This window comes from Bacteroides sp. UBA939 (assembly GCF_002293435.1).
Lineage (GTDB): Bacteria > Bacteroidota > Bacteroidia > Bacteroidales > Bacteroidaceae > Bacteroides.
This window is the reverse complement of record NZ_DBDF01000072.1, coordinates 1,727-17,128: the sequence shown is the minus strand read 5'-3', so window position 1 is coordinate 17,128 and position 15,402 is coordinate 1,727. Positions and strand designations below refer to the sequence as shown.

Below are 15,402 nucleotides of genomic sequence, written 5' to 3'. Positions count from 1 at the left end.
TAAAAAACTTTTTGAGGAAAATTAAACAGGCTCTAAATAATTATAGTAGAAACTAATTATGAACATTCACTATAGGATTATGAAACAAACAGGTATTTTATTTTTAGGTATATGTGGATTGCTCACTATTTCATGCGCATCGGACATGGATAGTAAAGAGTACGTGAAGAGTGTTTTGCAACAGGGTATATTGGAGCGCGCTGCGCTGAACATGAAGGAAGAGCCGGTGACGGTTACTTCCTTCATCGCAGAGCGCAGTGCGGGAGATATACATGACTTTTATTCGGAAGGCGATTACTGGTGGCCGGATACATTGAATCCTAACGGGCCTTATATCCGCAGGGATGGCGAGACTAATCCGGATAACTTTGTGGCTCATCGCCATGCCATGGTACGTTTCAGTTCGATAGTGGGGAATCTGACTTCCGCCTATCTGCTGACACAGGATAAGAAATACGCGGATGCGGCTATAACGCATGTACGCGCATGGTTTGTGAACGAATCAACCGGGATGAGTCCTAACTTGCAATATGCGCAGGCTATCAAAGGCGTTGTTACGGGTCGCGGGGTAGGCATTATCGATACGGTGCATCTGATGGAGGTTGCCCAGTCCCTGTGGCGGCTGGAAGAAGCCGGGGTGCTTTCAAAGGATGACGTCAAGGCCACTAAGCAATGGTTCTCCGATTATCTGAAATGGATGTCTACACATAAATATGGTGTAGATGAAATGAATGCGAAGAATAATCACGGTACTTGCTGGGTGATGCAGGCGGCTGTCTTTGCCCGTTACACCGGTGATAAGGATATGATGGATTTCTGCAGGAAGCGTTATAAGGAAGTACTGTTGCCCAGGCAAATGGCAGACGACGGAAGTTTCCCGTTGGAGACTGAGCGTACCAAACCTTATGGTTACTCTCTGTTCAACCTGGATGCGATGGCGACAATATGCCGGACGCTTTCGGACAAGGATGATAATCTGTGGGCTTATACGGTGGGAGAAGGTCGGAATATGCAAAAGGGTATTGATTTCATATATCCATATATCATTGATAAGGAGAGTTGGAGCTATCCGAAGGATGTAATGTATTGGGATGAATGGCCTGTTGCCCATCCTTTCCTGGTATTCGGTGCTTTGCAAACGGGTAATGCGGATTGGTTGTCTACGTGGGGACGGTTGGAGCATTTCCCGGTGACGGATGAGGTGGTACGTAATCTGCCGGTACGTAATCCGGTGATTTGGATTTAGGAAAAACAAATAGCATGAGAAATCTACGAAAGATAATTGTAATAGCCGTATTACTGCTGTCTGCCTCTGTTCAGGCAAGCAATACGGATGAGTTGGCACGTATCAAACAGAACTATGCCCGGATGTTGGTTCCTTCGGGTACGGATGCGTTTGGTTTGTTATCTATCCTTTCGTCCATTACGCCGGAAGAAGAAATGTCGGATCAGGTTGTAGTGGAATTGCATCAACGTTATCCTTTCGACTTGAAGAAGATAAAAGTATATCTGTCTTCTTTTACGAAAGCAGGAACATGGCCTGATATTAATTATGATGATAAGAAACGTTCCGGATGGGAACCTAAAATACACGCAGAACGTATCCTGGAACTGGTAAAACTGTATAATTCAAAGCAGACTTCCTACTATCATTCTCCGGAAGTGGAAGCCGTTATCCATAAAGCGCTGGATTACTGGTTTACTGCCAAACCGGTGTGCCTGAACTGGTGGTATAATCAGATAGGTGTGCCCAAAACATTGGGTACGGCTTTTATCCTGTTTGAAGAGAAGCTGACTGCTGCGGAAAGAGAAAAGGCGGTAGCCGTGATGGAGAATGCCAAGTTCGGTATGACCGGACAAAACAAAGTGTGGCTTGCCGGAAACGTGATGATGCGTGCATTGTTGCAGAATGATTATGCGCTGGTAAAAACGGCGCGCGATATGATTGCCTCCGAGATTGTGACAGGTGGAGAGGAAGGTATAAAAGACGATTGGTGCTTCCACCAGCATGGCGCCCAGCAGCAATTCGGTAATTACGGACTCTCGTTTGTTGCGGGAATGAGCTTCTTCTCCGGACTCTTCTCCGGAACGTCGCTGACCTTCGATGAACAGCAACTGGGTATTCTGAGCGCTTTGATAAACAACGGATACCGCTGGGTTATCTGGAAAGGAATGATGGACGTGAATGCTCTGGCACGCCAGTTGTTCCATCATGCGCCGGTACATAAAGCGTTGAGCCTTGCGTTTGCCGCTTCGGAACTGGGCGGAGGGGAATGTGGCGAATGTACATCTGTTGCTACCGCTCTTCTCAGGGATAATTATCCGGCGCCCGAAGTGAACGGACTTGTAGGCAATAAGAGTTTCTGGCAGTCGGACTATACAATTCACCGCCGCCCTTCCTGGATGGCTTCCATCAAGATGGCCTCCGACCGTATAATTGGAGCAGAGATGATGAACGGCGATAACATGAAAGGGTATTATATGGCGGATGGCGCTACCTATATTTATAAAGACGGTAAAGAATATCTGGATATCTTCCCCCTTTGGGACTGGCGGAAACTACCCGGAGTCACAGCCTTTGAGGATGATGCGCCGATGCCGTTGATTAATAACTACCGGCCCCGTAATAAAGGAACTTTTGTCGGAGCCGTTTCGGATGGACAACAAGGCATGGCGGCAATGGAGCTGAATCGTGCCGGAATAAAAGCTCATAAAGCATGGGTGTGTGCCGGGGATTATGTTCTTTGTCTGGGGGCTGACATACAGGCGGACAGCAATCTGGTGGTGACGACTTCCATAGAGCAGTGCCACAGGAACGGAGAATTGCTGTCGTGGGAGAACGGGCGGTGGAATACCGTAACAGCCAAACATACTGCCACAGGAAAAGAGCAACGTTTCTTCCATAACAATGCAGGCTATATCGTATGGGGTAATCCTCAGGAAGTTGTGGCGGAATCTGCTGAACGTACCGGGCGCTGGTATGACGTCATGCAAATGTATCGTCCGCAAGAGGTACGCGGTGAAGTGACTGCTATTTACCTGAAGCACGGCGCTTCGCCCGGGCAAGGCGCATATCAATATGTGATATTGCCGGCAACGGACAAGAAGAATGTGGCGGCTTTTAATCTGTCGGATATCTGCGTGCTTCGTAATGATGCTGCTGTGCAGGCGGTTTATACCAAAGGAGATGAAACCTGTTGGGTCACCGCTTATCAGCCGGTGCAACTGACGGTTACCAAGGACATGGCATTGAATATTCAAACTCCGGGAATTTATATGATACGGAAGCAATCGTCCGGACAATGTATGATTAGTTATGCCGATCCTACTCAGCAAAGAGATGTGGCAGAGCTTGAACTGAACCGGAAGAAAGTGCGTATTGATTTGCCCGGAGGAAAAGAAAAGGGGAAAACAGCTTCCATAGAGGTGGTAATTCGTTAAAAAATACAGCTTGAGTCATTATTTCAAGTGATTGAAATAATATTGTAAGCCTTGTTTGTATTCATAGCCTACTTTTGCGAGAAACAAATGTAGTGTATGAATAACAAACAAGGCTTTTATCTTAGGATTTAGTAGTGCATAAACTACTACGTAGTAATGACCCAACTACTACTAAGTAATTGACTAACTACTACCGGACACCCTCGCCGTCAAGATTGACATATCGTATTTTTAGTCTCCTGAGAATGCGATATTTCCGCCCGAAGGCAAGAACGGTTGGAAATATCGAAGTGAAAATCTGTATCTGGCTGATATATAGCATGATATCGAAATCCATACATCTCTAAAAAATCTGGAAGTCTCTTCCGGAGGAGTGTTAGTGGCTTATTTCTACCGGATATGTAAGGCTCTTGTACGGAACATGTATGGTTCGGGTTAGTTGTGAAGAAGCTGCCTTCTTCGTCTTTTTGTAAGTATGTATTGGCTAAGTTTATGTATAACCAAATAATAACGTGTATGAATAGAGTGAAAAAACTTGTAGGTGGAATTGCTGCTATGATGCTTTGTATAAGCATATCCGCCCAAACAAAACTACCGCCCGGCTGGCAATCAGGTCATGTGAAGATTAGTAAGAAAGGAGAATTGACTTACTACCCCGACAAACAGGGTAATACAATTCCTGATTTTAGCCGCGTTGGATACCATCATGGCAATAAGTCGATTCCTGATTATCCGGCAACAAAAACCGTGTATCCGGTAGAGAATGGCGATAGTCGTCAACGCATCCAGGATGCGATAGATGAAGTATCGCTCATGAAACCGGATAAAGACGGGCATCGCGGAACGATTCTACTAAAGCGGGGAGTGTACCGTGTTCACGGAACTATCCGTATCAATGCGAGTGGAGTGGTTCTGACCGGTGAAGGTGATAATGTGAACGAAACCCGCCTGCTGGCTATCGGCAAGCAGCGTTTTCCGTTGATTCAGGTATCCGGCAACGGCAGAATGGAAGAACTCCCCGGAACAAGAGTGAAGATTACGGACGCTTTCGTACCGGTAGGTACACATTCGTTCAACGTCTCTTCATCTGCGGGTTTTAAAGTAGGCGACCGTGTCATTGTCTATCGCCCCGGAACCGATAACTGGATACATGATATTAAAATGGACCAGATTGTGGAGCGCGAAGGAACCCGTCAATGGACAGCACGGGAGTACAACCTTTCTTTTGAACGTGAGATTGTGAAAATAGAAGGTAATCGCATCTATATTGATAATCCGGTGGTGATGCAGATGGAAGATAAATACGGAGGCGGCGAAGTGTTTAAGTATTCCTTTACTGGTAGGATTAGCGAAGTCGGAGTGTCTGATATGTGTTTGGAATCTGAATTTGAGCATTATGAAGACAGTGAGCACGGCTGGATTGGAGTTCAGTTTGATAAAGCGGAAGACTGCTGGGCGCGTAATATTACCTGCCGCTATTTTGGTTATTCTGCGGTAAGCTGTGAACGTTATGCGAAGAATGTGACGGTAACAGATTGCCGTTGCCTGGAGACAAAGTCCGTAATAACCGGTGGCTTGCGTTATTCCTTTAATAACTGTGGCCAGCAGAATCTGTTTATGAACTGTCAGAGTACGGAAGGTCGTCACGATTATGTGACGGGCGCCCGCGTGTGTGGCCCGAATGTATTTTATAACTGTACCGCCTCGCAGACTTATGCCGATATCGGTCCTCATCATCGTTGGGCTGTCGGTACCCTTTATGATAATGTGATAACCGATGGTGAAATCAATGTGCAAGACCGCGGAAAGATGGGAAGCGGTCATGGATGGTCGGGGGTTACCCAGGTTCTTTGGAACTGCCGTGTGAAACGCGCTGCCGTACAAAGCCCCTGGACATCGGGCTACAACTATAGCTTTGGCATGAAGGGTGAAAAGTATCCGGGAGTATTTAATGACCGTCCGGATGGTATTTGGGAAGGGCGGAATGAGAAGAACGTTTTTCCCCGCTCACTTTACATTGCCCAATTGATGGCTCGCCATAAGGGTATGGACTTGCGAATACTCATTAAATAGATGACTGATGAGCTAAAACGGAGTTTTTATTCGTTTTGAGATATATTTTATAGCATTTGATACAATCTTTAAATACCGTTTGAAGAAAATATCGTTTGTTTGCAGCTAAGTATAGAACTCGAAGTTTAACTTTAAAAATGATGAATTAATATTATGTGAAAAACAATTAGAAGAAGAAACATCCAAATCCTTTTAGATTGTATTATTCTTGCTTAACTATTAACGAAGTGATAACTACTTTATAACTACTATAGTATGAATAATACATGTTCGTAAAATGTCTTGTTAATTTAAGTTTAATTTAAAAAAGCAATTTGATGAAAAAGAAAGAACACGAATTAAAATCGCTATTGCTGCGATTATTTTTAGTCATTTTCTGTGCCGGTTTCATGGCAAATGTACAGGCGCAGAATATAACTCAGACAGGTGTTGTGCTGGATCAATTGGGAGAACCTATGATTGGTGTAACCGTTCAGGTTAAAGGTACGGCAACCGGAGCCATAACTAATATTGATGGCAATTTCTCAATTTCTTGTTCCAGTGGGAATACGTTAGTCTTCTCTTTTATGGGATATAAAACAGTAGAACATAAAGCTACCGGCCAGAAGCTAAAAATAGAAATGGCGGAAGATGCTCAGGCTCTGGAAGAGGTGGTCATTGTAGGTTTCGGTACAGTGCCTAAGGCACATATTACCGGCTCAACGTCTTCTGTTGATGCTAAAGCTCTGGAAGAGAAAAGTCCGGTGAGCGTATTTGATGCTTTGCAAGGAGCAGCTCCGGGTATGCAGATTACGTCTAGTTCGGGTGCTCCCGGCGCTTCTGCTTTCGTATCCGTACGTGGTGCCTCTACATTTAGTGATGCCGGCGTAGCTCCTTTATATGTGGTAGACGGGGTAATTGTAGAAAGTATTGATGATATTTCCCCAAGCGATATTAAGCAAATAGACATCATGAAAGATGCGGCTTCTGCTGCCATTTATGGTGCACGTTCTGCAAACGGTGTGGTTTTGATTACTACTAAATCGGGAGAATCCGGCAAACCTCGTGTGGATGTCAGGTATCAACATTCATTCTACAATGCGGCAAGAAAGCTTCCTCAGGTGAATGCTTTCGAAAGCCGGTTAAGTATGGCGGCAACTGATTTGGCGAACCCCTCGAAGACACTGGAAAAATTCTCGGCGCGTACCGACTCCGTAGGTTTACAGTATAGTACAAACTACTTCTACCAAGATCTTTTGTTCCGTACAGGTAGCCGTGATGATGCCAACGTACAGATTAGTGGTGGTTCAAAAGGTTTTGTTTACCGTGTATCCCTGAACTATTTGGGGCAGAAAGGTATTATGCTGACTTCTTATAATGACACTTATACCGCCAACTTAAACGTTGATTACGAACCGTGGAAGAATATAAAGTTTACTACACGCGTTCGTTTGTCACATAATAAAAAGAATAATATCAAGGAAGCCGTATTTCAGGATGCTATGCGCCGTGACCCGGATATGATTATCTGGTATCCTGACGGTGAACTGATTCCCTATTATTCGTCCGGCGGTCGTCGTAATCCGATTGCAGAATTGGAACAAAAGTTAGATGAGAACAGCAGATATACCGGTAGTTTCTATCAAGGACTGGCTTGGACTTTTACACCGTGGCTAAGATTAGATGCCAATATATCAGCCAACTATGAATCGACCCGCCGCCTGCAATTCTCTTCCAAATACCTGGAAGGAAGCGACAACGGTAAAAACACGGGCGCCGATTTGAATGAACAGAAATGGAAATACGCCGGTGAAGCTTATTTCAACTTCAACAAAGAATTTGGAGACCATTCCGTAAGTGCAATGTTGGGTACAAGTTTTGAGACTTCTAATCAACTGGCATATAAAATAGGTGGTAGCTACTTTATTTCCGAAGATATACATTATATGAATCTGGCTACTATTAAGGATTTACCCAATGTATATACTACCGGTTGGGATGAATCGACAGTTGGTTTCTTTGGCCGTGCCGTATATAGTTGGAAGAGCCGGTATATTTTGACCGCTCTTATTCGTCAAGATGGTTCTTCCAGGTTCGGTGTTAACAGCCGTTGGGGAACTTTCCCATCTGTTTCGGCAGCCTGGCGTTTCTCGGATGAACCTTTCATGCACTGGGCTTCGGATATACTGACCGATGCCAAGTTACGCGCCAGTTATGGTATTACCGGTAACGATAAAATTGGTCGTTATGAATCTCAGACTACGTATGTTTCCGGTGCACAAAGTTATAATGGTGTAGGAGGTGTAGTTCCCAACAGCAAATATGGAAATCCGGATTTAAAGTGGGAAGAAACCAAACAGACTAACGTGGGGTTGGATTTGAGTTTCTTAGGCGGACGCATTATGTTCGTTGCCGATTACTATGTGAAGCAGACCAGCGATTTATTAGCAGACCAGAATTTACCTTATACAACCGGTTATAATAATATGCGTGTAAATCTTGCAAGTATTGAAAACCGGGGTCTTGAACTTTCGGTTACAGCAGTGCCGATAAGAACACGTGACTTTAACTGGAGCACAACAATTAACTGGTGGACAAATAAGAATAAAATTACAGACCTGGCACGTGAAGACTATATCACCGGCGGAGCCTGGATGGTAGCCAAAGGACACGCTGCCGGCTTGTGGTACGGATATGAAAACTTAGGTGTTTATCAGTATAACGCCAGCAATGCCTGGACAGAGGATTATTCTACTCGTTTGATTCCGGTATTTGAACGTGATGATAATGGTAATGTCATTATCGGTTTGAATGGTCAGCCGACTTTAATTAAATACACAACCCCGGATGGTAACGATTATACCGGTGTGGTTGGTCAGATGAAAGCGAACGGCGTTATTGTTGGTGGTGGTGATGTTATTTGGTATAATAAGCCGGATGAAAATGGTAAATATGATAATGAAATCAACACCAATGACCAGAAGATATTGGGAGATGCTAATCCTGACTGGTATGGCTCATGGAGTAACTCTTTCACTTATAAAGACTTCTCCCTGTCAATGAACTTCTATGCCAGTTGGGGAGGTCAGATATGGAATGACTTGAAACGTTATTATTCGTCTTGGGGTGGAAATACTCATAAGCAAACACCTGAATATGTTATTCAAGGATGGAAATACCCGGGTGAAATCACTAGCTGGTACGCTTTGGACTCCAGACAGCGTCAGACCAATAATCATACTATGAGTTTGAGCAACCAATTCCTGGAAGATGCAACCTTTATCCGTTTAGCAAATGTACGTTTGAGTTATAATGTAAATAAGAATATCCTGAATAAAACACCGATGCGTAGTGTGCAGGTATATGTATATGGTAATAACTTGGTGACTTGGACTAATTACTCAGGCTTCGATCCAGAATTGCAATGGAGTGTATTAACTCCGGGCAAAGATTCTTCAAAGTATCCGCGTAATCGTGAAGTGGGATTTGGTTTCAATGTTGGATTCTAAAATAGAAAAATAAGATGAAGAAATATATATATATAGCTATAGTGGGAGTTTTGACATTATCAAGCTGTGATGACTTTCTTAATAAAACTCCTTTATCGGACTTGGCACCGGATAATTATTTCCAGGATAAGGCTGAAATGAGTAATTGGAATGCCGGGATATATGATGCATTTCAAAGTGCGCTGAATCAGAAACAAGTACTTTATGGTGATGTACGTTCTGATAATGTGAGTAATTCCGGTTATGCAGCGACCTGGATTTATATGAATGCCATTACTCCCCAAAGAGGAGAATGTAGTTGGCAGGATTTCTTTACGACAATCACCAGAGCCAATGTCGGTATTGAGAAATATCCTACTATTCCCAACATACTGGAATCAGAATATGCGCCGTATATCGGTCAGTGTTATGGTATGCGTGCACTTATGTATTTCTGGGGAACCCGCGTATGGGGAAAAATGCCTATAATTACTAAAACCTGGGATGGTTCACTTAGTAATATCAATGTGCCCCGTGCATCATTAGATGAAGTAAAGGAACAGATATTGAGCGATATTGAACAGGCTATCAAGTATTTTACCATTCAAAATACATCTGACAAATACTATTTGGGATTAGGTTCCATGTATGCTTTAAGAACAGAAGTATATATGTGGTATAAACAATACCAAGATGCTTTGAATGCTTCCGACTATTTTATTGGGAACAGCAACTATAAATTAGCAAACGGAGAAGTTGAATGGAAACAAATGTTTGAAAATCCGACAGGTTCCAGCGAGGTTCTCTTTACTATGAACTGGGATCTTGAAGCAGATGGTGCGAATAGTGGTTGGCCCGGACAGCTGGGCGCTTCGAATACCAATAATGGTTATCAGATGTCTTATGAAATCTTCCGTGAATTCGTTGACCGGTTGTATTCGGGAGAAGGAGCTGATAGCCGGTTCTGGAACACGGTTGATACCGTTAGGTTGTATTATGGCAATCAACGGTTGCCCATAGCTTATGCAACTTACAATGTATCAGGTATATCAAAATGTATAAAATATAGCACGGTTGATCCTAGTAGGGTATTTGATTCTGCCAATCAGATTTATCAGTCACAATATTTAGTATTGAATACAACTGATAGTAATCATAAACTAGTTCTTTCACGTTTGGCGAATGTAATGCTTCTCCGTGCGGAAGCGCTTAACCAACTGGGACGTGGTGACGAAGCGTTGGATATCGTAAATACAATTCGTTCGCGTTCCGGATATATGAAAGATGCTAAGACCGAAGTTCCCGCAACTAATAAAACTGCTGTTGAGAGTTTAATCTTGCTTGAACGGCAATTGGAATTCTTTGGTGAAGGACAGCGTTGGTTTGACTTAATGCGTACGGATCGTTTGATACCCGTAATGGAACCTATTTATTCTGCACGTCAGGAAGCTGCCGGTGTAACAGTAACAGGTTTTGGACACGAAGGAACTAAATACTGGCCGGTATATTATCGGGAATTTGAGTCAAATTCAGCTTTAGATCAGAACCCTCCCTATACCATACGTTAGTTTAATTTGAAGTGTAACACTAAAATAAGAGAATATGAATCTAAAAAATATAAAAATAGTATTGTTCTTGTTGGCTTTTCCATTAGTTTTCACTGGTTGTGAACTTTTTGGACTCGACTTTCAAGACTCGTATGATTATGACTATAAAGCCGGTATCCCCAGTAACAAAGTCAATATGTCAACGTATGATTTTATAAAGTCACGTCCCGATATCTTTTCTATTCTGCAGGAAGCAATCGACTTTGCTAAACTTGAAAATGAATTCAAGCAACCGAATGCTACCTATATTTTGCCAACAAATACTGCATTTACTTCGGAGACGGCTACCGATTTGAGCTATTTTCAAACTCATAAGCTGGAAGCTTATGATGAAGAACTTGGCTTAACTTACTTGTATGCGCCTTCGTCTATGACGGTTTATCCGGTACAGCAAGTGAAGGATTTTCTGCTTTATCACATTGTGGTAGGTAAATATACCCATACCAATATGCCCGCCGAACCTACCTGGTACAGTACATTTGCCGCAGCTGATACAGCAAAAGTCAATTTGTATATCCTCAAGGATCGTAATCCGAATATTGTATTTAATAACTTTGATGGTCATTATAAATCAACAATTAAGCCTCGTACGGCTAATCTTTATTCTGATGACGGGTCGTATATTCATGTGATTGATAGCTGGCTTGACCGCCCTACCGCCAAACAGATGAATTTAAAATAACTTTTAAAAAACGATGATTATGAAATATATATATCAATTATTTATCGCTTTATTTTGTACCATAAGTTTTGCAAGCTGCGGTGAAGATGAATTTCTGGAAATAGATTCATTAAGTGCAGATGGCAATGAGTTTTTCTGCAACCAGAAGGTTAAGGTTTGGATGTGTGTAAATTCCAGCGATTTATGGCATACAGATTACGAGTGGGATTGTGATGGTGGTATTTTAACCCAGCCGCAAGGACTGAGTGAAATGACTTGGAAAGCGCCAAGTGTTCCCGGTGTTTATACCATAACTTGTAAGGCAACTGTTGGCGGGAAATCGCAGGTGCGTTCACATAAAATGTATGTGTCCAGCTATTATTTCGAGAAGTTTGAAAAATCCTCTCACTCTTTCACACTTCAAAGTAGCAATACTAACTCGTTAAAGAAAGAAGCGAATGGAAATCAATACTTGCAAATCAGAGTGAACTCGGCGGCTGAAGTAAAACGTTACGTACGCCGTGCATTTGATGATGCAAGTTTGTACACACCATTCAGCACGCGCCTGAAATTAGGCTTTGAAGAGAATGTACCCAATACTCAAAAAGTAAAAGTTGGTTCAAAGGAAGAAAATGCTGTGTTGGAATATCGTTGGAATCTACGTTCCGACCCTTCCAATCAAAATGCATATATAAATCAGATTCGTATGTTATGGTATCCGTCGACAGTGACGGACGAGTATCCTTCTGTTCCCAATGGAGGTACTACAGTAGAAGGTACTACGGACTTCAATGTACAATTGATTGCTCAATATACAAGCGCCACCGGAACAAAGGTTACCCGCAACGAATATCATAAGTTGAATACAATGAATACTTTTGTAGCCAAAGAATACAAGACCGTATCTATGAGTGTAGACGAAAATGATAAATTGCTTGCCCATGTAGCAGGTACGGAAGTATTGAATAGTGACATTGTTGCTAACCTGCGTACGGAAATGCAATGCGAGGGAAGAATGTCCATCAATAATTGGGAGATTTATTTTATCAATGGTAACGGTGGTAGAAATATTCCATTAATGTATATGGACGATGCTTACGGCTCGAATACTGAGATATTGAGATAATTCGTATAATTAAGAAGCTGTACCAAAAGTTTAAGTCTACTATCTTTCATCCGCAGATAACACAGATTGCGCGGATTTATTAAAACCGAATCTGTGTTATCTGCGTAATCTGCGGATGAAGAATATCTTTTTGATAGTGTACTTTACTTTTGATACAGCTTCTTTTCTTATTAAAATAGTTGCTATGTTCAAGAGATTATTCTTTGCTATTTTGCTGTCATTCATGTTTCTTTCAGCTTCGGCTCAGGATTTTAGAGGAGTCATCATGAATCGTAAACAGCAACCTCTGAAAGGTATGAAAGTATGGCGTAAAAATACGACAGAAAGTATTAAGACAAATAAGATGGGTGTGTTCGCATTCCCCGGTTTGTTATCTACGGACACGTTAGTGATTTCTATTTCCAGAAAAGAAGAGGCTGTTATTCCGGTGAAAAACCTGAAAGAAGTATCTATCAAAATTGAGAAAAAGTTCTTTGTGTTATATGACGGGCAGAAAGAACAGAAGAAAGAATACAAACGAATCATTCGTGCCGCTATAAACTCAAATATACTAACCCGTGAACAAATACTGAAGCTATCCGCCAGTTCCATTTACGATGTGCTTAAAGGTAATATCCCGGGTGTGATGGTTTACAATGGAGATAATGGCCAACAGGTGTCTATTCGTGGAGGGAACTCTCTTGAACTGGATGTTGAACCTCTGTTTGTTGTAGATGGCATTCAATATGAAAGTAGCAGCGCTGTCGACGCCAGTGTCTCTGTCAATGACATTGAAAAAATAGAAGTCCAAAAGGAAGGGGCGGGCTATGGTATGAAAGGTTCTAATGGGGTTATCATTATTACAACGCTAAAGAAGTAGATACTTCAGTAACCATCCTGTTACTATACATATTACATGAAAATAATGAATACAGATGAAAACACAATTCATATCCTTATGTATCGGGAGTTTATGCTTCATCGGCAACTGTTCTCTTAATGCGCAGGAAAGTTGGCAATCGCAACTTGTTGCTCAGGATGAAACCGGGATTCTGACTTACAGGAAAGATAAAGATGGTTTTATTATCCCTGATTTTAGTCAGGCGGGTTACAGGAATGGAAAAGATATTCCCGTGATTGACTTGCCGGAACGTACAATCACTATCCACCCTTTGGAAGATGAAGAGGCTGACAATACGCAACACATACAGAAAGCTATTGATGAAGCAGGAAAATATGTATTGGACGCAGAAGGTATCAGGGGAGTCGTATTACTGAAAGCCGGACGATATAATGTTGACGGAACTTTAAATCTGACTTATGACGGAGTCATTTTGCGTGGCGAAGGCAATTGTTTTTCCGGCAATGATTCTACTGTCCTTTATGGCAGGAATGCCGCTGAAAAGGCAAAACGTCTTATTCTAATGGGAAATTCATCGGCGCACAACTGGGGAAATGGAAAAGGAAATAACCAGACGAATGTTGTAACGCAGAAAGTGATGCCCGGAGATTATTCGTTTCAGGTAGAAAATGCAAGCGCTTATCAGGCGGGTGACTTGATTTGTATCAAGTATCCTGCTACAACCGCCTGGCTGGAAGCTATCTGGTATGGTGGTAATACAAAGCGGAACACGGACGCAAGTATGAAATGGCAAACTAATAATATTGACATTTCATACCATCGCTATGTTGCGAAAGTAGAAGGTAACACTATCGAAGTAGATGCTCCCGTATTCTATACGCTTGATAAACAGTATGCCCAGGCGTATATTTATAAGATTTCAAATCCGGCTACAATTCGGCACAACATAGGAATTGAGAGCCTGCATATCGCTTTTGAGAGAAGTCCGGAGAATTCTACAGCCAATGTCGACCAGAACTGTATTTATATGAGTTCGCTGGAGAATTCATGGGTGAAAGGTGTTTCAATGTCCGGGTTCATTCACGCAGGTATTAAAACGACTTCGACTACACGGAGTACAATTGAAGATTGTTATTCTATTGACCCTTCCGGACTCTGTACAGGAGGTACGTATTACAATTTCGAGAACTATCATCGCTCGCAACTGATTCTATTTAAAGATTGCTATGCTCGTAATGGGCGTCATCACTACCTTTCTAATGGTTGTGCTTCTACCAGTGGTATTGTGATATTGAACTTTCGTTCGGAGTTGTCTCTCGCACAGGCAGAAGGGCATCGAATGTGGTCGCAGGGGATTTTATTTGATAACTGGGCGGAATTGGGAACCATAAAATCGAATGCCGGTAAAATCGGTATGTATCTGCGTGATAATATGGGAAGTGGTCATGGATGGGGAGGTACCAATTGCGTGTTCTGGAATTGCGACGTACAAGAAGGCGCCATTTATCTGGATAAAGTGCCTACGGGACAAAATTATGCCATCGGGTGTACCGCAAAAACCATACGGAGATACCGTGACAAGATAAGTGAATATACGGACGGTTATATGGAAGGAAAAAACCGTGACGGGTTACAACCTGCTTCGCTATATGAGGCGCAAAGGGAAGCAAGAGAAACAACTACCGGAGTAGTACCTGGTACGTTTCAGGAGAATACTCCCTGTATCTTTGTAGAAATGAACAGAGTGAAAGTACAGAGTGAGAAGGATGCGCTGGTATCTATCTATACTACGAATGGGATTCTGGTACAAAGATTTAAGTCTCCCGGTAATGATATGACGAAAAGTGTGCCGCTGAAGAATGATTTCTACATAGTTCGTGTAGAAGTAAAGGGGAAGAAAGATTATACCCGGAAGATACTTGTGAATATGTAGCATATAAGTCCTTCTTCCTGCATGTATTTCACGTATTTTCACCGCATATATAGGGTGTTTACACCATATATATGCGGTTTGCGCACGGGATATATCCCGTTTGCGCACCATATATATCCCGTCCAAGAACCACATATATCCCGTTTAAGAACCACATATATTCCGTTTAAGCACTGTATATCAGTGTATTACAACCAAATCGGTAGCGAAAAACGGAGTGAGAGTAACTTCTACCCTCACTCTACCCTCACGC

9 protein-coding genes are annotated in these 15,402 nt (G+C 42.5%); all 9 read left to right on the top strand.

Annotated features, from left to right (window positions below; translation table 11 throughout):
• Positions 1-79: 79 nt before the first annotated feature.
• Positions 80-1,246 (top strand): alginate lyase family protein, encoded by a 1,167-nt coding sequence (locus B2Z67_RS05080; RefSeq protein WP_291528734.1) that lies wholly within the window; start codon positions 80-82, stop codon positions 1,244-1,246.
• A 14-nt stretch (positions 1,247-1,260) separates the two neighbouring features.
• Positions 1,261-3,441, top strand: coding sequence for a polysaccharide lyase 8 family protein (locus B2Z67_RS05075; protein ID WP_291528733.1), 2,181 nt, complete (start codon positions 1,261-1,263; stop codon positions 3,439-3,441).
• Between the two features lie 516 nt (positions 3,442-3,957).
• The gene (locus B2Z67_RS05070; RefSeq protein ID WP_291528732.1) at positions 3,958-5,514 is read left to right on the top strand and encodes a hypothetical protein; all 1,557 of its coding nucleotides are present in this window, start codon (positions 3,958-3,960) and stop codon (positions 5,512-5,514) included.
• Positions 5,515-5,831: 317 nt separating this feature from the next.
• On the top strand, positions 5,832-9,002 hold the full coding sequence (locus B2Z67_RS05065; protein WP_291528731.1) for a SusC/RagA family TonB-linked outer membrane protein: 3,171 nt from the start codon (positions 5,832-5,834) through the stop codon (positions 9,000-9,002).
• 14 nt (positions 9,003-9,016) lie between these two features.
• Positions 9,017-10,549 (top strand): RagB/SusD family nutrient uptake outer membrane protein, encoded by a 1,533-nt coding sequence (locus B2Z67_RS05060; protein ID WP_291528730.1) that lies wholly within the window; start codon positions 9,017-9,019, stop codon positions 10,547-10,549.
• Positions 10,550-10,583: 34 nt separating this feature from the next.
• On the top strand, positions 10,584-11,270 hold the full coding sequence (locus B2Z67_RS05055; RefSeq protein WP_291528729.1) for a fasciclin domain-containing protein: 687 nt from the start codon (positions 10,584-10,586) through the stop codon (positions 11,268-11,270).
• Positions 11,271-11,289: 19 nt separating this feature from the next.
• The gene (locus B2Z67_RS05050; RefSeq protein WP_291528728.1) at positions 11,290-12,375 is read left to right on the top strand and encodes a hypothetical protein; all 1,086 of its coding nucleotides are present in this window, start codon (positions 11,290-11,292) and stop codon (positions 12,373-12,375) included.
• Positions 12,376-12,559: 184 nt separating this feature from the next.
• Positions 12,560-13,234 carry a TonB-dependent receptor gene (locus B2Z67_RS05045; RefSeq protein ID WP_291528727.1) on the top strand — a complete coding sequence of 225 codons (675 nt, stop codon included), beginning with the start codon at positions 12,560-12,562 and terminating at the stop codon, positions 13,232-13,234.
• 55 nt (positions 13,235-13,289) lie between these two features.
• The gene (locus B2Z67_RS05040) at positions 13,290-15,149 is read left to right on the top strand and encodes a T9SS type A sorting domain-containing protein (protein ID WP_291528726.1); all 1,860 of its coding nucleotides are present in this window, start codon (positions 13,290-13,292) and stop codon (positions 15,147-15,149) included.
• The last annotated feature ends 253 nt before the right edge of the window (positions 15,150-15,402 follow it).

Coding starts and splice junctions, on each gene's coding strand:
- B2Z67_RS05080 (WP_291528734.1), top strand. CDS start 80: ATGAAACAAACAGGTATTTTATTTTTAGGTATATGTGGATTGCTCACT.
- B2Z67_RS05075 (WP_291528733.1), top strand. CDS start 1,261: ATGAGAAATCTACGAAAGATAATTGTAATAGCCGTATTACTGCTGTCT.
- B2Z67_RS05070 (WP_291528732.1), top strand. CDS start 3,958: ATGAATAGAGTGAAAAAACTTGTAGGTGGAATTGCTGCTATGATGCTT.
- B2Z67_RS05065 (WP_291528731.1), top strand. CDS start 5,832: ATGAAAAAGAAAGAACACGAATTAAAATCGCTATTGCTGCGATTATTT.
- B2Z67_RS05060 (WP_291528730.1), top strand. CDS start 9,017: ATGAAGAAATATATATATATAGCTATAGTGGGAGTTTTGACATTATCA.
- B2Z67_RS05055 (WP_291528729.1), top strand. CDS start 10,584: ATGAATCTAAAAAATATAAAAATAGTATTGTTCTTGTTGGCTTTTCCA.
- B2Z67_RS05050 (WP_291528728.1), top strand. CDS start 11,290: ATGAAATATATATATCAATTATTTATCGCTTTATTTTGTACCATAAGT.
- B2Z67_RS05045 (WP_291528727.1), top strand. CDS start 12,560: ATGTTCAAGAGATTATTCTTTGCTATTTTGCTGTCATTCATGTTTCTT.
- B2Z67_RS05040 (WP_291528726.1), top strand. CDS start 13,290: ATGAAAACACAATTCATATCCTTATGTATCGGGAGTTTATGCTTCATC.